At 49.4% G+C, this 18,881-nt stretch carries 20 protein-coding genes; 7 read left to right on the forward strand and 13 right to left on the reverse strand.

What is annotated here, in order from left to right; genetic code table 11:
- The coding region (locus tag ABCO64_RS04355) for a tetratricopeptide repeat protein (protein WP_343089226.1) at positions 1–2,025 on the forward strand (2,025 nt) is incomplete at its 5' end.
- Between the two features lie 45 nt (positions 2,026–2,070).
- Here the strand turns inward: ABCO64_RS04355 and ABCO64_RS04360 are convergent.
- Positions 2,071–2,970: a PPK2 family polyphosphate kinase gene (locus ABCO64_RS04360; RefSeq protein WP_343089227.1), complete on the reverse strand. Its 900-nt coding sequence runs from the start codon at positions 2,968–2,970 to the stop codon at positions 2,071–2,073.
- A 137-nt stretch (positions 2,971–3,107) separates the two neighbouring features.
- Here ABCO64_RS04360 and ABCO64_RS04365 point away from each other — a divergent pair, with 137 nt between their 5' ends.
- The gene (locus tag ABCO64_RS04365) at positions 3,108–3,461 is read left to right on the forward strand and encodes a hypothetical protein (RefSeq protein ID WP_253457061.1); all 354 of its coding nucleotides are present in this window, start codon (positions 3,108–3,110) and stop codon (positions 3,459–3,461) included.
- Positions 3,462–3,484: 23 nt separating this feature from the next.
- Here ABCO64_RS04365 and ABCO64_RS04370 read toward each other — a convergent pair whose 3' ends face one another.
- Positions 3,485–4,909, reverse strand: a complete 1,425-nt coding sequence (locus tag ABCO64_RS04370) for a dihydropteroate synthase-like protein (RefSeq protein ID WP_253457058.1) — start codon at positions 4,907–4,909, stop codon at positions 3,485–3,487.
- A 118-nt stretch (positions 4,910–5,027) separates the two neighbouring features.
- Positions 5,028–6,242 (reverse strand): FprA family A-type flavoprotein, encoded by a 1,215-nt coding sequence (locus tag ABCO64_RS04375; protein ID WP_253457055.1) that lies wholly within the window; start codon positions 6,240–6,242, stop codon positions 5,028–5,030.
- Positions 6,243–6,425: 183 nt separating this feature from the next.
- On the opposite strand from ABCO64_RS04375, the gene ABCO64_RS04380 reads away from it, so the two are divergent.
- Positions 6,426–8,369 (forward strand): complex I subunit 5 family protein, encoded by a 1,944-nt coding sequence (locus ABCO64_RS04380; protein ID WP_253457051.1) that lies wholly within the window; start codon positions 6,426–6,428, stop codon positions 8,367–8,369.
- A gap of 72 nt (positions 8,370–8,441) precedes the next feature.
- On the opposite strand, the gene ABCO64_RS04385 is transcribed toward ABCO64_RS04380, so the two are convergent.
- The 8 genes from ABCO64_RS04385 to ABCO64_RS04420 form a co-directional block, all read right to left on the reverse strand.
- Positions 8,442–9,944: a monovalent cation/H+ antiporter subunit D family protein gene (locus ABCO64_RS04385; protein ID WP_253457049.1), complete on the reverse strand. Its 1,503-nt coding sequence runs from the start codon at positions 9,942–9,944 to the stop codon at positions 8,442–8,444.
- Entirely contained in the window at positions 9,944–11,431 is a 1,488-nt protein-coding gene (locus tag ABCO64_RS04390) for a proton-conducting transporter transmembrane domain-containing protein (protein WP_253457047.1), read from the reverse strand. Before ABCO64_RS04390 ends, ABCO64_RS04385 begins: the two co-directional genes overlap by 1 nt.
- On the reverse strand, positions 11,428–11,811 hold the full coding sequence (locus ABCO64_RS04395; protein ID WP_253457044.1) for a cation:proton antiporter subunit C: 384 nt from the start codon (positions 11,809–11,811) through the stop codon (positions 11,428–11,430). Before ABCO64_RS04395 ends, ABCO64_RS04390 begins: the two co-directional genes overlap by 4 nt.
- Positions 11,808–12,230 (reverse strand): MnhB domain-containing protein, encoded by a 423-nt coding sequence (locus tag ABCO64_RS04400; protein WP_253457042.1) that lies wholly within the window; start codon positions 12,228–12,230, stop codon positions 11,808–11,810. The genes ABCO64_RS04395 and ABCO64_RS04400 overlap by 4 nt, the downstream gene beginning before the upstream one ends.
- Positions 12,223–12,771 carry a DUF4040 domain-containing protein gene (locus ABCO64_RS04405; RefSeq protein ID WP_253457040.1) on the reverse strand — a complete coding sequence of 183 codons (549 nt, stop codon included), beginning with the start codon at positions 12,769–12,771 and terminating at the stop codon, positions 12,223–12,225. The genes ABCO64_RS04400 and ABCO64_RS04405 overlap by 8 nt, the downstream gene beginning before the upstream one ends.
- On the reverse strand, positions 12,768–13,040 hold the full coding sequence (gene mnhG, locus ABCO64_RS10950) for a monovalent cation/H(+) antiporter subunit G (protein ID WP_425463699.1): 273 nt from the start codon (positions 13,038–13,040) through the stop codon (positions 12,768–12,770). The genes ABCO64_RS04405 and mnhG overlap by 4 nt, the downstream gene beginning before the upstream one ends.
- A gap of 67 nt (positions 13,041–13,107) precedes the next feature.
- Positions 13,108–13,374 (reverse strand): MrpF/PhaF family protein, encoded by a 267-nt coding sequence (locus ABCO64_RS04415; RefSeq protein ID WP_253457036.1) that lies wholly within the window; start codon positions 13,372–13,374, stop codon positions 13,108–13,110.
- Positions 13,359–13,880: a Na+/H+ antiporter subunit E gene (locus ABCO64_RS04420; protein ID WP_253457034.1), complete on the reverse strand. Its 522-nt coding sequence runs from the start codon at positions 13,878–13,880 to the stop codon at positions 13,359–13,361. Before ABCO64_RS04420 ends, ABCO64_RS04415 begins: the two co-directional genes overlap by 16 nt.
- A gap of 177 nt (positions 13,881–14,057) precedes the next feature.
- Between ABCO64_RS04420 and ABCO64_RS04425 the strand changes: the two genes are divergently transcribed.
- Both ABCO64_RS04425 and ABCO64_RS04430 read left to right on the forward strand, forming a co-directional pair.
- The gene (locus tag ABCO64_RS04425; protein WP_253457032.1) at positions 14,058–15,287 is read left to right on the forward strand and encodes a DNA methyltransferase; all 1,230 of its coding nucleotides are present in this window, start codon (positions 14,058–14,060) and stop codon (positions 15,285–15,287) included.
- Between the two features lie 15 nt (positions 15,288–15,302).
- A complete protein-coding gene (locus ABCO64_RS04430; protein WP_253457029.1) occupies positions 15,303–16,181 on the forward strand; it encodes a TdeIII family type II restriction endonuclease in 879 nt (292 codons plus the stop codon).
- A gap of 53 nt (positions 16,182–16,234) precedes the next feature.
- On the opposite strand, the gene ABCO64_RS04435 is transcribed toward ABCO64_RS04430, so the two are convergent.
- Positions 16,235–16,507: a zinc ribbon domain-containing protein gene (locus ABCO64_RS04435; RefSeq protein WP_253457026.1), complete on the reverse strand. Its 273-nt coding sequence runs from the start codon at positions 16,505–16,507 to the stop codon at positions 16,235–16,237.
- Positions 16,508–16,690: 183 nt separating this feature from the next.
- Between ABCO64_RS04435 and ABCO64_RS04440 the strand changes: the two genes are divergently transcribed.
- On the forward strand, positions 16,691–17,680 hold the full coding sequence (locus ABCO64_RS04440; RefSeq protein ID WP_253457023.1) for a hypothetical protein: 990 nt from the start codon (positions 16,691–16,693) through the stop codon (positions 17,678–17,680).
- A gap of 81 nt (positions 17,681–17,761) precedes the next feature.
- Complete coding sequence (locus tag ABCO64_RS04445) at positions 17,762–18,046, forward strand: DUF1294 domain-containing protein (protein ID WP_253457020.1); 285 nt, start codon at positions 17,762–17,764, stop codon at positions 18,044–18,046.
- A 166-nt stretch (positions 18,047–18,212) separates the two neighbouring features.
- Here the strand turns inward: ABCO64_RS04445 and ABCO64_RS04450 are convergent, their stop codons facing one another.
- Positions 18,213–18,695: a hypothetical protein gene (locus ABCO64_RS04450; RefSeq protein ID WP_253457017.1), complete on the reverse strand. Its 483-nt coding sequence runs from the start codon at positions 18,693–18,695 to the stop codon at positions 18,213–18,215.
- Positions 18,696–18,881 lie beyond the last annotated feature (186 nt).

Below are 18,881 nucleotides of genomic sequence, written 5' to 3' on the forward strand. Positions count from 1 at the left end.
GATTCAGATTCAATTGATGAAGACCTCCTGATACCTGAAACGGGGTTCTCGTCTGATGAATCTCTCTTTTCTCATGACGGAACGTCTCCTCCTGATGAAACGTCTCCTCCAGATGAGGATCTCCTAAAAACAGATCATATTCCAGAGGATGATTTTTTCATGCAGGCGCATGATATCATCGATCAGCCTGATCTCTCAGACGAAGCAGATCTCCCGCATCAGGAACCATGGCCGGATGAGGTGGATGAAGCTGTATCTGCAGATTCAGATTCAATTGATGAAGACCTCCTGATACCTGAAACGGGGTTCTCGTCTGACGAATCTCTCTTTTCTCATGACGAAATGTCTCCACCAGATGACGAGGATGGAGTTATACAAGGCCTCCGGCAAAGAGGTGAGCAACAGCTCCTGGAAGGCAGGATACCTGATGCTCTCTCCTCCTTTGAAGAGGCGCTCAGGCTTGACCCGACAGATTATACGTCTTGTGTTGGGCTTGCCAAAACATTCCTTCTCCTCTTTCGCTTTGATGAAGCAGTCGCTGTTCTTGAAGAGCTGGTTGGAAGCGGCTATGACGATCCCGTTCTCTGGGAGCTCTACGGCAAGGGACTGGAAGGGCTGAACCGGCTTGATGAGGCGCTGTATGCATACAATCATCTGCCTGACTTTCCTGCATCCAGCAAAGGATTGCTCCTCTCTCACCTGGGTATGCATGACGAAGCGGTTGCAGCATTTGGCTCAGCAGGGGATCCGGCTCTCCTGGAAACGCCTGCACTTGTTGCCTTTACAAACTCCCTGATCGCACTTGGACATGTAGACCAGGCCCTTGATATCATTGGATCCCTCGGGGGTGAGGTGGGTGATGATACCGAGATCCTCTTTTTATATGCTGAGCTGCTTATGATGGCTGATCGCCCCGAAGATGCACTTTCTGTCTATGACCGTGCCGTATCTCCAGATCAGCCTGATGGATGGGCTGAGAGGGGTGATCTTCTGTCTTTGCTTGGACGGTATGAAGAGGCAGTCTCATCCTATGAACGATTCCTTCACTCACATCCAGACGATTCCGAGGTATTATACAGGTATGCATCGGCACTATCAGATCTTGGGAGATATGATGAGGCAATAGCAACATATGCCCGTGGGCTGCGGCGTGCTCCCGATAATCCCCTGCTGGCACGAGGGCTTGCTTCATCACTGTATCAGGTTGGCAGGCTTGAGGATGCACTGACATCCTGTGAGCGCTGGCTTGATCTGAATCCGGATGACCCCGATGCATGGTATGGACATGCCCGGCTTCTGGTCAAGATGGGAAAATACCAGGATGCGTTTTCATCAGTTGAACGGGCTATCAGGGATAAGCAGAATAATGCAAAGGCATGGTATCTTCGTGGTGTCATTCAGGGCAGGCTTGGGCGATATCCAAATGCATTGACATCTGCTGAGAAGGCGCTTGCTTTGGATACCGGTTATGCAGATGCATGGATCCTCAAGGGAACAGTTCTCCATCGTCTTCAGCGATACAAGGATGCATTGGGCTCGCTTGATACTGCGGTGGAACTGACACCCGGTGATGCGAGCGCCTGGTATATCCGTGGCACTATACTTGGCAGCATGGGCCGTTTTGACGATGCACTCGAATCATTTGACAGGTCCTTATCCATCAATGCCGGGAGTGCTGTTGTCTGGAATGCACGTGCCCTCCTGCTTCACCAGCTTGGCCGTTTTGAAGAGGCTGTCTCTTCAGGCAGGGAGGCTCTCGAGGTTGATGCAGGGTTTTCTTCTGCCTGGCAGACGCAGGCACAGGCACTTCTGCGGCTCGGGCGTTTTGATGAGGCGCTTCTTGCGCTTGAACATGCCCTTGATGCCCAGCCTGACAGGCACAGGCTCTGGTATGCGAGGGGCAGGGCTCTTGTGGAACTCAACCAGTTTGACGAGGCACTTCTCTCATTTGAGAAAGCATATGATATACAGCCGGATCAGGCATATCTTGAAGAGATACGGAGATGCAGGCAGAAAAGAGGGTGAGGCAGGTCCTTTTTTCCTCGTTGTGAACGCTATCGTATTTGTCACTCACTCATTTTCAAGGTTTATGAGTGCTTCTTCAAGTTCTCTCATACGCTCTTTGGTTGTCTCGGGATACCGAAGGTCGAGACGGTTGATGGTACGGACAAGCAGATCTGCAACCACGGTGCGTGCAACCCACTTATAATCTGCGGGAATAATGTACCAGGGCGCTTCGTTTGTACTTGTCCGATAAAATGCCTTTTCATAGCTCGCCTGGTATACCTCCCAGTACTGCCGTTCTGTGAGGTCTGAAAGTGAGAATTTCCAGTGCTTCTTCTCAGTCTTCAACCGGGAGATCAGCCGGTTCTTCTGCTCTTTCTTTGAGATATTGAAAAAAACTTTCAGGATAATTGTTCCATTTTCGATTAAATGCTGCTCAAATGTAACGATATCCCGATACCTGGCATCCCAGAACGCTTCAGTTCCATACCCGGGTGGAAGACGCTGGCCGTCCAGGATAGCAGGGTGTACCTTTGGAACCAGGACATCTTCATAATAGGATCGGTTGAAGATTCCGATCTCACCTCTCCGTGGCAATGCTTTCCAGAACCGCCAGAGAAAGCTATGATCCAGCTCATATTGTGTCGGAACTCCAAAGCTCGTGACCCTGCACCCCTGTGGATTTACTCCGGACATCACGTGTTTGATTGTCCCGTCCTTTCCAGAGGTATCCATACCCTGGAGGATGACCAAAATTGCATACCGGTTATCAGCCCAGAGGAGTTCCTGAGCTGAGGTGAGCGCTTCCTTATTCTCCTCAAGAATATCTGCAGCCCTGGATTTTACCGCATTCTTCCCTTCTCCCTTTAATTCTTCAGTCTGTGCCCAACCGGTATTAAAATCGGTCAGACTGACCAATTTACCCGGCTTTACAAGTAACTTCTCTATGAAACTCTCTTTGATCACGTCAAACCCTATTGTGGATTATTCTCAAAAGAAATAAGGTTTGTTTCAGTGGACGACATCTCTCTCTGAGACGCATTTTTTGTGTTCAACAGGATTGATGAATAGATTTATATGTTTCTTAATCAATTTAAGTGGACATGAATACACTTGATCTCCATTGTCCTCAATGTGGTGAACCCACACTACATGTTGAGCAGCCTTCAGATAATGAGATCTGGATCAAGTGCGGAACATGTAATCTCTTTATCGGTATCTCTGAAGAGGAGTGGCACCAAATCAGGCATTCAGAGAATATTGAGGGGAGGATCAGGTCATTATATGAGAAAGATCATCCGGGGGTGCGCTCAGGGTCTCTCTGCAGGGTGTGCTATAACCTTTATGAGGAGCGGTGCAGATTCGGGATATGCAGCCCCTGTGTCTTTAAGATGCTCACCATTCTTGTTATCCTGATGGTGGTAGCATCGTTTACTATCTGGTTTGGCGTTTTTTGAGGGTATCTCCCGATGCTTCATCCCTAAAACTCGCCATCCTGTTCAAAACTCCGTCCAAACCTGATGGCAAGCTCGGCTTTATAGAGTTCCCTGCCCAGGTATGCCGCATGATCGAGGCGTGATACCCAGCCGTTTCTCTCTATAGCAGAAAAAATCCTGCCTGCATCGATATCACGGATGGCAACACCTTTTCGCTCAGCTATGATCTGGTTGTCTGCAACCCCGATCCTGAAATTGCCCATTGGATCATAGACCAGGGGATAATCTTCATCTTCATTCTCCAGGAGCGTGGTATAGGTGACTGGTGGCTCGTTTCGCCTTCGCTTCTCTTTAATGACAAAGAGATCGACTCCAAGGTCTTTTGGGTATGGCCGCTCCTGCATAAGGCTCATCATCATGGTTGCCTTCCGCATCTCCTGGATTGCACCTTTGGTCTTGTCTGAATGTTCGCTTGTAAAGATCAGTGAAGCTCCAACTTCGGCTGCCATAGCCGCAAGAAGTGCATTTGCGCCCGGGGAGTCGGCATCCAGAAGCTCAACGACATTTCCGGCGCCAAAGAAGATCGGCACATCTGTTTGAAGAGTGGAAAAGCCTGCAAGTGCCCTGACAAGACCGGATCCTGCTGGCGGGAGGATGGGATCTGCGATGATGCACTCGATCCCGCAGGCTCGTGCTGCATCCAGGTTTGCAGCAAGTCCTGCTTCGCCAGGTACAACGACTGCGGCAGCCCCCGCATCTGCAATTGCTGATCCAACCAGTGGAATGTTCTCTTCCTGGAGTGAGAGGATAAGATCAGCCCGCGGGAGCGCTGCCCTGATAAGCTCAGGGTCCTGTGTATCTGCTGCAAGCGGCCGGTCGATTCCCTCAAGTGCTGCGAACGTGGAGATACAATCATCAGGGGTGGCATCAAAGCCAAAACCGAGATCCACGATATCGGCACCGGATGCGAAGAAACGGCCTACAGCAGATCGGATATCGGGGTGCCGGTGTGCATCCATGATCTCTGCGACCACTTTCATCCTGCTTCCGCCGCCTACCTTCAGTCCCCTGATGAAAAAGTCCGGCTCTGCTTCCTCTTCAAGTAACGCAAGACTCTCCATTGCCTGATCCCGTTTCATCCGGAGAATGAGATCATCTGCAGGAATAGTTCTTGAGAGCTGGATATGACCGACACCCGGCAGAATCATTGCCAGATCAGCGGCATGCCGTGGTCCAAGATAGACTGGAACTCCTGTTCTGGCTTCAACAGACGAGAAATCCGCTGTGCACATCCCGGATACGATTACAAAGTCATATGATTGGGAATTGACGAGCGTGATGAGCCGCTCAGGAGATATAAAAGATGCCACTTCTCCGATCACAACCACATCGCACGAATGGCCGGATTCAACGGCAGCTTCCCTGACCATCACTTCAGTCTGGGTGCCGGTAACAAGCAGGATACGCATGGCGGTATGGTTGTCTTCAGGTTACTTGAAGATGGCGAAAGAGCCCTCAGTTCCACTCCGGGAGAAGAACCGGGGATGGAATCAAAAAAGAGAGGGTTTGTATTCCGGCAATCTTTGATCAGGCAATCTTTTCTGCCATCTCAAGTCCTGCTTCAAATGCAGCATCCAGTTCGCCTTCATCAGGGACAAACCTGACTTCAAGTGTTCCAGTACCGGTAAACCCTGCATCTGCCAGCTCCCGGGCAACAAAGGTGGCAGCTCCACCACGTCCTCCCATTGAGCCGAAGGTATATGCAAATCGCTCACCGGTCCTGTCGAAATGGAGGCCTTTGAGATAGTAGATGAGATCTCCGATACTTGGATAGGGCATATCATTGATTGCCGGGACACCAATCATGATCGCTTTTGACTCAAGGATGTGCTTGACGATCTCAGATCGCTCATCATTGTGCAGGTTAAAGATTTTGACATCAGCTCCACCTGCCATGACGCCTTCTGCAAGGGCTTGTGCAAGTTTTGCAGTTGAGCCATGCATCGTATCATAGATGATTGTTACCTTCTTCTTCATGGATTGGCCGGTTGCCCAGCCGACATATCCATTGATTACTCTCGATGGATCTGTCCAGATCTGGCCGTGTGAAGGGGCTATCATCCTAACCTTTGACAGCAGGTCAAGATCTGTCAGTTCCTCTGCTTTCTTCAGGAAGAGGGGTGTCAGGGGAACGATCAGGTTTGCATAAAACTTCTGTGCTGCATCCATCAGGACTGTCTCCGGAATGTCTGTGTCATACCGTCCGGTGCAACAGAGGTGCTGGGCAAATGCATCATTTGGGAAGAGTATGCCATCTTCAACAAAGAGCGTAAACATCGAATCAGGCCAGTGGAGGAGCGGAGCCTGAACAAATGCAAGTGTCTTGCCCCCGATATCAAGGGTATCGCCGGTCTTCACATGGCAAAAGGTTGCATCCTGCAGGCCGCTGTAGTGGCGGAGCAGACCGCTCTGACATACCTCTGTACAGTAAATTGGTGCATCCGGGAATCTCTTATGGATCTCTGGAAGCGCTCCCGAATGGTCTTTTTCCGCATGGTTCTGGATGATAATGTCTATCATCTCCGGCCTTCCTTCTGAGGCACAGGCATCTGCAATCCGCCCCCACATCTGCTGGGACTGGCCAGGATAGACGTTGTCAATCAACACCGTCTTCTCTCCAAAGACCAGGTATGCATTGTATGAGGTTCCGTCAAGGGTATATCCATGATAGGTTCGGATATCCCAGTCAAGGGTGCCTACCCAGTAGACACCATCTGCGATCTTCTCTGCTTTTGCTTTCATTGGACTCATCTCGTTCGTATCTGTACGATTGTTCTATTGTTTACGAACAAATATAAAAATTCCGATTTTGATCGGAGATCCCAAAAGCGGCAAAATATAAGAGTCTTCCATTCAAAAACGGTATAATAGACATTTCTCAGTATACCGATCTCTTCAGACCGTGGTATCAGGAGTTGGATCCAGATGACATTCGCAACCCAACAGGCACTTATTCTCCTTCTGGTACTCGCAGTTCCCTTTATTGGTGCCTTCGCCTGCTATGGTCTGGGGAGGTATTCGAGCAGGCTTCGGGATTTTTCTGTTAGTGTGACCAGTGTTCTGACGTTTGCTATCATTGGCTTTGGCATTCCCTATGCGATACCAAATCTCACCATTCGCATTCCAATAGAGAGTGAGCACCTCTTCTATACACCGGTTCTTGCACTCACTCCATTATCCTATACGGTTCTGCTCATCTCTATCTTTGTCTGGATGTGTGCTGGTCTCTTTGCACTTGGGTATATGCCTGAAGAACAGCGGACAAACAGGTTCTATTCCTTCTGGCTTTTTACCCTGTTTGCAACGCTTGGCGTTCTCATTGCAGGGGATTTCATCTCTCTCTATACCAGTTTTGAACTCCTGACACTCTCGACATTCATCCTCATCAACCATGCAAAGACCCAGGAATCCCTGGCTGCCGCACGGAAATATCTCTTCCTCGGACTGTTTGGCGGCTTTTTCATCCTGGCAGGCATAGGTCTTTTGTATACTGTCACCGGCTCAATTGCCGTTGCACCTGTCTATGGACTTTCACAGGAGATGGCAGCGCTCATATCGGTATGCATGATCATCGGGTTTGGTGTGAAGGCTGGTATCTATCCTCTCCATGTCTGGCTGCCTGATGCCCACACGGCTGCACCGACACCCGCTTCTTCTATTCTGTCAGGAGTGATGATTAAGGTCGGTGCATATGGTATCATCATCACCTCGTTTTTTATTCTGGCGCCGACCGGCTTCTTCGAACCCCTCTCCCTCTTCAACTCGAAAGCTGGCATCCTTCTGATCTGGATTGCCCTCATCACCATGATCTTTGCGGTCTTTCTCGCACTGATGCAGACAAATTCAAAACGGATGCTTGCCTACCACAGTATCAGCCAGATGGGTTTTATTATCCTTGGAATCGGCTGCGGGCTCTATCTTGGCGAGGCAGGCGCTACCGGGTATGCGGGAGGACTGTATCACCTGGTGAACCATGCACTCTTCAAAGCCCTCCTCTTCCTGTCAGTCGGTGCAGTATTTCTCAGGACCGGGGAGCTGAATATGTACCGTATTGGCGGGCTCTTCAGGAGCATGCCTTTTGTAGGTATTGCAATGGCTGTTGGTGTCTTTGCCATCTCAGGCGTTCCGGGATTCAACGGGTTTGTCAGCAAGGCGTTTATCCACCATGCCCTGGTGGATGCCCAGGCTCTCGGGGGATTACTTCTCCTTCCTGCAGAGGCTATCTTCATCATCGCCTGTGGAGGGACTGTTGCATCAACTGGAAAGCTGCTTCTTTTCACGTTTTTTGGTGAAAAGAAGGCACATGTTAGTTATACTGGCAGAACACCCCTCCTCGTGACTGCAGGACTTGTGGGGCTGATGATCCCAATCATCCTCCTTGGCCTCTTTCCAGGCCTTGGAATGAGCCTGATTCTTCCTGCTGCTGCCGTCTTTCCGTTTTCCATTCCGGGCATCGAATACCTCGCCGGATACCTTGGAGCCGGGGGATCTGCGGTTTATACGTCATATACCCTCGGTATGGCCGGCCTTGAGATCCTGGTCGGCCTTGGTATCTTTGTTGCCTATGTCATCTTTGGATGGTTCCACTGGGAGAAGCAGATTCCGTCTGCCATCTCTCCTGATGCATGGTACAAACGATCAACAGGAGCAATTCTTCGCTTCTCCCACCTGGTAGGAGTTGATCTCCTCACAAGGATTCAGCAGGCGACGGGATCAGCTGATCAGTACCTCCAGAAGAAACATTCCTCAGTATCGCTTCGTCACAAGAGCAAAATCGACTATCTCTCGACCATTGAGGGAGGCATCCTCCTGATCACACTCGTCCTTGGCATGTACCTGGTGCTCTTTACACTGATTCCCCTGCTCTGATTCAACTCTTCTGCCCCTGATGCAGACGAATGGGTGACGGTATGGTATTGGTGGTTTTGATGACTTCTTCTGTCATGGCAATGCGTACCCGGCGAGTATCTGCTGCACAATATCTCTTGCGGGATCAAGCGGGAAGAATGGTGAAAAAGTAAAGATCCCAAAGAGTATGACGACGATTGCAGTGAAGATTAACGGGCCCCTGATGAGCCAGGTCAGTCTTATCTCCGGTCGATCCCTTCCATGTTCTGCCGGGAAGTAGGCATGGTATATCGGGGGGAGGAAATACGCTGCATTCAAAAGAGCGCTTGTCAGCAGTATGAGGACAAAGATGGGAGCTTCAGCCTCAAATGATCCTGATATGAGGAACCATTTGGTGATAAAACCAGCCGTTAAGGGGATGCCTATCATGCCAAGTCCGGCAATGGTAAAGGCTGCCCATGTATAGGGCATCTCATCTGCAAGACCTTTCATCTCGGAGATCAGCTTCTTTCCTGTTGCAACAAAGACTGCTCCTGCACAGAAGAAGAGCGTAATCTTCATAAATGCCTGGTTCATCAGGTGGACAATAGCTCCCTCAAGAGCTGCCGGAGTCAGGAGTGCAGCACCAAGGACGATATAGGAGAGCTGGCTTACAGTCGAGTAGGCGAGCCGCATCTTCAGGTTGTCCTGCGAGAGTGCGATTATGGATGCGACCAGAATGGTGATTGAAGCTGCAGCTGCAAGAAATGGTGCGACACCGATCTCCCTGACAAGTTCAATGCCAAACACAAAGAAGAGAACGCGAAGCAGGCCAAATGCTCCGGCCTTGACAACAGCCACCGCATGCAGAAGTGCAGATACCGGTGTCGGGGCAACCATCGCGGCAGGGAGCCAGCCGTGAAGCGGCATGATCGCCGCCTTGACTCCAACGCCGATCATGAAGATAAAGAAGAGCATCCTGAGGATATCCGGGGCAGCTGATCCTGCAAGAATGCCTCCGTCTGCAAAGTCAAGTGTTCCGGTCAGGGTATAGGTGAGGATAATGCCAAAGAGGAGGATGATCCCGCCGCTCATCAGGTAGGCAAGGTATTTCCTGCCTGCCGCCATTGCCTCGGGTGTCTGGTTATGCACAACAAGCGGGTAGGTTGCAAAGGTGAGGAGCTCATAGAAGATGAAGAATGTGAGCAGGTTGCCTGAAAAGGCGATACCAACGGTTGAGCCGACACAGACGGCAAAGGAGAGGTAATACCGGGTCTGGTTCGGTTCATTGAGAGACCGCATATACCCGATTGAGTAGATGGATGTCACTATCCAGAGGAGGGATGAGAGGAACGCAAAATAGATGCCAAAGAGATCAACTTTGAGTGAGAAAGGGACACCCGGCAGGAGGTTGACGGGATCGAAGAGGTAGACTGCTCCTGCGGTAATGGAGAGATAGAGGAGAAAGACCAGTCCGAATTTAATAAAGGCCGCAGCAAGGGTGATTCCCTCATTCAGGTACCGTATTCTGTTGCCGAGGAGTGCTGTGATTACGGCTGCTCCAAAGGATATAAGGATGGTATAAGCGGGAACAGCCGAGTGTATGATCTCGGGCATTATATTCCACCCCCCGGGAGCAACAGCATCGCCGCGGGCCTGATGAGATCCATTGGAATCTCTACAAGGAACCCGATCAGAATTGAGGCAACAGCGAGTGTCATGATAGGTATGAGATTCATTCTGCGGGGATCATGGGGACGGGTTCTCTGATCGGGTTCATCGAAGTATGCGCTGTTTATGATTCTGAAGAAGTAGAGTGCTGTAAGAAGTGTCCAGAAGAGGATTGTTCCGGCATATATCCAGAGTCCCGAATCAATAGCCGCATTTGCGACATAGACTTTGCTCATAAAACCCCCTGATAACGGTATGCCGATGATTGATATCGCAGCCATCGAGAAGGCTCCCATCGTGTAGGGCATCGTCTGGCCAAGGCCCCGAAACTGGAAGATGGTCCTGATACCGGCCTGTATCAGGAGTACATCTGCACAGAGAAAGAGACAGGCTTTTGCAAGTGCATGGGTGATGATTAAAAGGATTGCACCTTCCAGTCCGGCAAGTGTCCCGATACTCATGCCAAGGACGACACAACCGATATTTGCACCAGACGAATAGGCAAACATCTTCCTGATATCGATCTGCCGGATTGCCATGATGGAGCAGACAACAATAGCAAGCGCACCAAGGAGTGCAAGGATTGACTGGAGCGGGACCTGGTCTACGGTAATGACGGGGCCTGAGACGGTATAGATGATCCGGATCAGGGCGACAAGCCCTGCTTTCAGTGCGAGTGTTGAGATGACGGGTGCAATTGAGGGTGCATACGCATAGGCATCAGGCATCCAGATATGGAGTGGGAAGAGGCCGGTCTTGGTGCTGAGCCCGGCAATGAGGAGGGCAATGCCTGCAAGCACCGTCCATGAGCTGCTGATTGGAGGCAGAATCTCTGCCATAAGCTGCATGTTCAGCGTTCCGGTGCTGATATACAGAAACCCGATTCCAATAAGGATGAATGCCGATCCGGCAGATCCGATCAGGAGGTACTTGTATCCTGCAAGGAGTCCCCGGCCGTCTCCTCCAAGGGCAACAAGCCCATACATTGCAATTGCCAGGATCTCAAGGAGGATAAAGAGGGTGAAGATATCGGCACAGATGACAATCCCCTGCATTGCGCCGACTGCAAGGAGGATTGCCGTGTAGAAGAATACTGTTTTTCTTCCCCCGATCTCTGTGATTGGATCCTGTGCATACAGGATCGTCAGCAATCCTATTGCCAGGATCACTACCGAGATTGTGATTCCGAGATAGTCTGTCTCAAAGGCGATGCCAAGCGGTGGTGCAATGCCCGAGAGATGGTATGTGACAGGTCCTGATGCTGCCACTTCTGCGAGGAGCATGAGTGCTGAGAGGAGCGTTCCACCCACTGCAATGAGTGTTATTCTCCGTGCCCATCCCTCGATGAAGTAGCTGATCACCGGAAGCAGGTATGCGGCAACAAACGGGATCAATACGATCAGGATCGGAAGGTGCAGGGTAATGGCGCTCATAACTCTTCCATCAGCCTCCGTGCATCAAGTGTTCCATACTGCCGGTAAATCAGGACGGCAAAGGAGAGGGCAAGTGCCGTCATGCAGAGGGTGACAACAATTGCAGTCAGCATCATTGCTGAGGGGAGTGGATTTGCATAGAGTATGGTCTCCTGGGAAAGATCAATTGCATCTTTTGGAAATATCGGCGCAACCCCCCCTTCCACATCCCCAAGCGAGATATAGAAGAGGAAGATCGCGGTCTCTATGATATTCAGGCCAATAAATTTTTTAATGAGGTTTCGCTTTGCAATCATCGCATAGAGGCCGATCATGATGAGCACGATTGAGACCCAGTAGTTGTAGTGGCCCAGAATGAACCCGGGATCAAGGTAGTTCATTCTTCACCCCCGGCAATTGCGAGGATTATAAGAAAGACGATCGAGAAGACGGCAAGACCGATTCCTATCTCGACAAGTGTGATTGCTATTGCGTGAATCGCATCCGGGCGGTATGGCAGGGGAATCGTGCCATACTCAAAGATATTTCCACCGGCAGGGAGTGCGAGAACTGCGGTCAGGATGAAGATCAGGCATCCCGCACTCCCAATTATCCAGAGCCTCCGCCGTTGTGCAAATCGCCTCACCTCGTTGATACCCATGCCGATTGCTGCCAGAATAAGAGCGCTTGTAATGATGCTTCCTGCCTGGAAGCCACCTCCTGCCCCGGCATGCCCATGCAGCATCACGTAGGCTCCAAACAGCAGGAGGAACGGAACCATCAGACGGGAGACTGTCCTGACGATGATATCGCTACTCAAAATCATCCCTCCTGACCCTGCCTTGTATGAAGAGGCCGATGATGATGATCCCAACAGCAAAGATAACAGTCACTTCACCAAGCGTATCAAAAGCCCGGAAGTATGCAATAATTGAGGTGACCACATTCGAAACACCCATGATCTTCTGCCCTTCCTCGATGTAGGGGTTCCCGGTTACTGTTGCACCAGGAGAGTCCGGGCTTCCGAATGCGGGCATCCCTGCAGCTGCAAGGGCTAGAATTGCCCCGACTGTCAGAACAACCACAAGGGGTCCGATCCTGATTTTGTTGTCGTCAGTCTCTTCCTCCATCCTGGCAGTCATCCTGATGGCGAGGATGAAGAGGGCGGTTGTTATCCCTGCACCAATGGCTGCTTCAGTCAGTGCTACGTCTGGAGAGTTGAGCTGGGCATAGATGATCGCCATCAGAAACGAGTATACCGAGAGGATCATGGCGGCAACAAGGAGATCTCTGCTCCTGAGAGCCCAGATGGCAAGGACGATTAAAGCAAGGAGGAGTGCCCCGTTTAAAAACCAGATCATCTCTTCTCCTCCAGGGTGTCTGCATACTCATCAGTTTCACCAAGGTTTTCCGGCCTGATTCCTGACCAGTATGCAGCTTTTGAGAGTGACTGGGCGGCTGTCGGGCTTGAGATGAAGAGGAAGACTGCTATTGCAAGTACTTTTACAGACAGGAGACTGAAGCCTTCAATGAGGGCTATTCCAAGAAGAATACAGGTTTGTCCAAGTGTATCGCACTTTGTTGTTGCATGGAGACGGCAGAAGAAGTCAGGAAACCTGATGATGCCGATTGATCCGACTAAAAAAAAAAGCTGCCTGCAAGGAGGAGCGTTGCAGCAATGATCGTAACAGGCGCGATCATGAGAAGATCCTCCCGGTTGTCAGGTAGCGTGATGCAACAATTGTCACAAGAAAACCAAGCAGTGCATACGTGAGGGCGATATCGACGATGAAGGGCTGGCCGATATAGGTGGCGATGATGACGAGCATGACTGCGGTTGTCGTTCCGATGACATTGATTGCCATAATACGGTCAGGGAGGGTTGGGCCTTCTGCAACCCTGTAGAGGCAGAGGAGTGCGGCGATCCCAAGAATAACCGCAGAGATTATCAGGACTGTTTCCATTTGTTACCTCCGCTAAAGAGTGTTGCAACCGCATCCCTGATCTCGGTGGTCTTCTGCTGACCGGGATCAGGCTTTTTGAGGTAGTGGATGAATGTATCGCCACTGCTGTTGATGTCGAGGGTGAGGGTTCCCGGTGTCAGCGTTATCGAATTTCCAAATGTGGTCAGGGCTGTCGGGGAAGTGAGATCGGTTTTGAATCTTCTGACTGCAGGTGAGATCGGAAGGTTTGGGTGGAGGGTTATCCATATAACCTCGATATTTGCCCTGATGATCTCAACCTGGAGCCTGAGGATGTATGGGATCAGGTGGAGGAGAAAGACTCCATATTCCCGGATGCCCTGCCTTGTTTCAACTGATTGAATAACCGGGAAGAACCAGGCGATAAGCGATGATGCGATGATGCCCATCCCGAGATGTACCGGGTCAAGATATCCTGAGAGGATGATCCAGAAGAGAAAGAGGATTACCGCTGTCAGAATGATCTGAAATGGTTTTCTCCCGGTCATATGGTATTCTCGTCTGTTTGGATTAAAAAAGATATTGGTATTTGTCGAGGACGTATTCCTCTCGTAATCATCAAAAACGAGCGGGGCTTACGTAGTGGATCAATATGTATTTTATCGGTGACATCTTACTATTGAATCAAACCAGGTATAAAACAGAATCAATACACAGGACTTTCAATGTTGCTCACAAATGAGGAGAAACGGGTTAAAATTTATTCAATTGAGCAGACGCCAACCAGATCTCATGATGTGACAGCCAACACCCCTCTTGAGTGCCTGAACATGAACTGGACCGAAAAAGAGCTTCCTGAAAGGGAACGGACAAAGCATGTTCACCGCCTGCACCCCTATCTTGGTAAATACATACCCCAGCTTGTGGAAATATTTCTCAGAAAGTACTTCTCCAGAGGAGAGACAGTCCTTGATCCATTCTCTGGATCAGGAACGACACTTGTACAGGCACATGAGCTTGGCATCAACTCAATCGGGTTTGATATTTCTGCATTTAATGTTCTCCTTGCCCGGGCAAAGACACAGGATTATGATCTGCTGAGTATGAAACGTGAAGTCCTTGATATACTGAATAAGGTTCAAGCGGCGACCCAGGTGGATTCAGCACAGAGTCGGTTGTGGTTTGGGTGTACGCAAGGTCCATATCTCTCCGATACGAACAACGAGTATCTTGAGAGGTGGTTTGCACCAAAAGCTCGTGAGGAGCTGCTCACCTATCGATATTTTATCGAATCCGGGGATTATCAATATAAAGATCTACTCAAAATCATACTCTGCCGTTCTGCCAGATCAGCACGGCTAACAACACATTTTGACCTGGATTTTCCAAAGAATCCGGTAAACGAGCCGTACCATTGTTATAAACATAACCGGATCTGCCAGCCGACACAGGAAGCTTTCAAATTTATAAAACGATATAGTCACGATACGATTAAGCGTGTATCTGAATTTGCCTCTCTGAGAACTGATGCAAGCGTGGCTGTATATCATGATGATTGTCGGAAAGTCGACTTTCCAGAGGTTGATGGGGTTATAACAAGTCCACCATATGTTGGATTAATAGATTATCATGAGCAGCATACGTATGCGTATAATCTCCTCGGTCTTGAAGATAAAAGGGAGTGTGAAATCGGCCCTGCATCCAATGGAAAGAGTATGTCTGCAAAAGAAGCATACCAGAAGGACATCATCGATGTATTCAGGCGGATTCTTCATTCAGTGCATGAAGATGGAAGATTAATCGTTGTTGCCAATGACAGGGATAATCTCTATGGTGATATCGCTGCATCACTGGATGTTGAAGTGGAAAATGTGATAGAACGGCATGTCAACCGTAGGACCGGCAGGCGTTCAAGTGAGTTCTTTGAATCTATTTTTATCTGGCGTAAAGCATGAATTGAGGTACAATTGATGGATGAATCACAGGAGATGAAACAAGCGATTCAGTCAGTCATTATGGAATTAATGGATCGGGTTATGGAGAATGTTCTCTATACTGATCCGTTTCTAAAAGAGGAACACCTCTCAAAAAAACCTTTATATGCGGCGCTTGTGCCTGATGAAATCTTTAAAGGATCTCATTTCGAACGCAGGTTTGTCACACCGTTTGGAAAAGTCTGGGAGAAACTGGCAGTCGTTGCGGCAACACATGGTCTGGGCTATGCAGAGATGGGCTATCGTATTGATGGCTATGTGCCAAAAGGCCAGCTCCAACGAATTGCAGAGGTACTGAACAGGCTGGAGCATTCGGCAAGAGGAACAAGCAAAGTTCTTCCGGACTGGAAGAGAGAACTATCATATATACGAGAAGGAACTGGTGAACTCATCCATACAGCGGTGGTATGCGATCTCTATGTTGAAAATCAGGTGACAAACAAGCGGTATGCCTTTGAATTAAAGGCACCGATGCCAAATAGTGATCAGACGAAAGTGAGCAAAGAAAAAATCTTAAAATTGTGCTGTATGGAACCAAAAGTGGTTGATGGAGCCTTTTTTGCACTCCCCTATAATCCCTATGGAGCACGTGAGCAGTATTCATGGAGTTTCCCTGCCAGGTGGTTTGATATGAAGCAGGATCACGTGGTGCTGATTGGTGAAGAATTCTGGAATATGATTGGGGGTGCTGGTACTTACAATGCTTTTATTACAGCAGTAAACGAGATCGGCGTAGAGTATAAAGAGCGGATTTACAGGGAGTATCTTGGAATTGAACCTCCTGCAGCATATGTGCCCGAGCAGGCGCTGCTCCAGGAGCCTGCACCCGATTATCATCCAGATAATACTGAATAACAAGTCTTTTGTTACATGCTCTTCTCAAAACGTATTTTCAGCAAAAAAAGACTTTACTTTTTCCACCGCTTCAGTTCCGGGAGGAACTTCCCTGTCATCTCCTTTGCCTCATCATACGGCATAATGCCCATATCACTGATCTGCTGCGAACAGAATTGAATCATCTCTTCCAGGGTAATTGTGTCATCAATATATGCTCCGTCCTGGTAGCAGTAACTGCAATACTCTTCTGACTTTGAGCCGTCTTTTTCTGTTCCGAAGTGCTCTTCTTCACTCATCGGCATGCCGCAGCTCTGGCAGAACGGGCCCTGTGGGATCTCTGTCATACGAGATGGATTGACTTTTTCTGATAAAAAAGTACGCTTTTTGGTGGAGCTGGCAGCTTACTGGATTCAGTATTGGTGCCATGTATGTGTATCTTCTCCCAAAACAGGTTGTTTGCGCTGCGACCAGATCAGGACCAGGTCAGGAATGGAGCATTCATTACGCCCGGTGCCAATTGTACTGCTATGATTCTTGAAGAGACACTCATCTTTCACTCTGAAGAGGACGCCAGTGTATTTCTAGAGTATCTGAAAGAGAGGGGTGTTCGTGCAAAGAAGAGCAATCGCGGGTATTCCACTGCAGAGACGGTTATAACCTGCTCTCTTGACGGGTACATCTCGTGGCTGTCGGCTGTAGCCGGTGACTATGCTGCAAGCCAGGGTGATGGCAGTCCCCTGCCGTATCCCTGTTCCGAAACGGATCTTCGGGTTTTTGAACAACAACTCGACCTTCTACAGAGGACACTGGTAAAACTGGAAGAACTGCTGATGAACAAAACGATCGGGGATGTTGTCTATACCAAAGATCAGGTGCAGAAGGCAATAATGGCACTCCTGTCCCGTCCTCAGGGAGATGCAGAAGCACTCTTTTTTGATCCAGGCGAGTATGATGTCTGGATACCGATTGATATAATCTTCAGGGAAAACCACGTGGTTGTTGATTCTCCCGATGGCTATCGTCTCGATATGACTGTTGATCCGGGATCACTTCTCTATACAAGCAGTTTTAATCCCGACTCCCCGGAGCTGAGAAAACGAACAGAAGCATATAATCCGACATTCAGAAAAGAGTATTATGTCTCATCAGAATGTACTGTCAATACAGATCCTGCACTCTACCTCTGTGATGAGATGCATGCAATCCCCGATATCATCTCATCTCTTTCTGTTGATGATGCTTCAAGGGACACGTTTTTGGAGAACTATTATCTGAAGCGCCAGATTCTGGCGATGATTATGACGATTGTTGCACACAATGAGTCAGTATCCCTGATCGATCTCAGCAGGGAGATTGCCTGCTTTTCGATACCCGCAGATGATGGGAGTGAAGGATGTACGATTCATCTTGATCCTTCAATTGCAAAGATACTCGTTGACGAACTGATCGCAGCTAAACTTCTGTCTGGCACAAATCGGCTGCTCAAGTTCGGAAAGGCAATGCGGAAGAAGGGATGAGCTGGATGAGTGTTGTCGTATGCAGGATGTGTATTGATAGTATGATAGAGCACATATATCTACCATTGAGGAGTTCTGACGATGCCACAGACTGATCCTATCCTGCTCCACCTGCTTCTCTACGCGGTGCTGAATATCTTCTCGTTCTTCACATTCGCAGATGACAAGCTGAAGGCAAGGAACAATTCATGGAGGACGAGTGAGAAACGGCTGCTCATCTATGCCTTTGTCGGCCCGATTGGTGCGCTTGCAGGGATGAGATTTTTCCGCCATAAGACGCAGAAGATCACATTCAAAGCAGTATATCTCTTCCTCCTGCTCCATATCATCCTGATTGGGTATTATCTGATGCCCATGCTATCCTGATGATTGCGCAGGAAAGTGGTGAAGTCTGTTGCATCTGCAGACTCTTGTCGCGTTTCCCGCAGAAATACCTCTGCGGGGTTCTCATGTGGATGCGGTCTGGTGCTTCTCCGGGCTCCATTATTTAAAAAAAGAATAAATTGGAAATAAATGGCCTGAAAACAGGGTATTATTTCCTCACGCACACCTCATTGTCCAGAAAACGCGGCTCCCCTCCCTGCACCGGATAATATCCTGCCCGGATACAGAACTCGTCGCCGGTGAGGATGTCTATGATAGTGAATGTCGCCTGATAAGCTCCATCTGATACCCTGACTTCACGTGTTGTGACTGTTCCTGTTTCAGTGATGGTGATCACCCGTCCATCAGGCATGACTGTTGGCTCATCCGGTATTGTAGCCGGGAGGAAATTATCTTTCATCTCGACTATGACTATTGAGCCATCCGGCAGATCGGTTCTGCCCCTGACAACCAGATCCGCCTGCACCACTCCGGGAGCATAACCAAAGGTGACCTCATGGTCCAGAAGAGGGTCTGGTCCGTCCCAATCCACCGGTGCTCCCGGCTGCTCCTGCTCGCTTGCACACCCGGCAGCAGCGACCAGTCCGATTATAATGATCCCAGTAAGGAAACTGCATAGCTCTCTCTTCATGGTAACCAGATCTGCAATTGAGGATGATAAGAATTCCCAGCGTCTGAAAGGTTGGGAGCGGGGGTGGTGTGTTGAATATTTCCTCCCCCGGTTCCAAATACTCCTTCATCCTCGCCTGCACCCATGCCCGTGCCGGACTTGCAACGAATGGGGCAATTAAGATCATTCTGCTAAGTGGCTCTCCTG

This window comes from Methanocalculus natronophilus, from assembly GCF_038751955.1.
In the GTDB taxonomy this organism is placed as follows: Archaea; Halobacteriota; Methanomicrobia; order Methanomicrobiales; family Methanocorpusculaceae; genus Methanocalculus; species Methanocalculus natronophilus.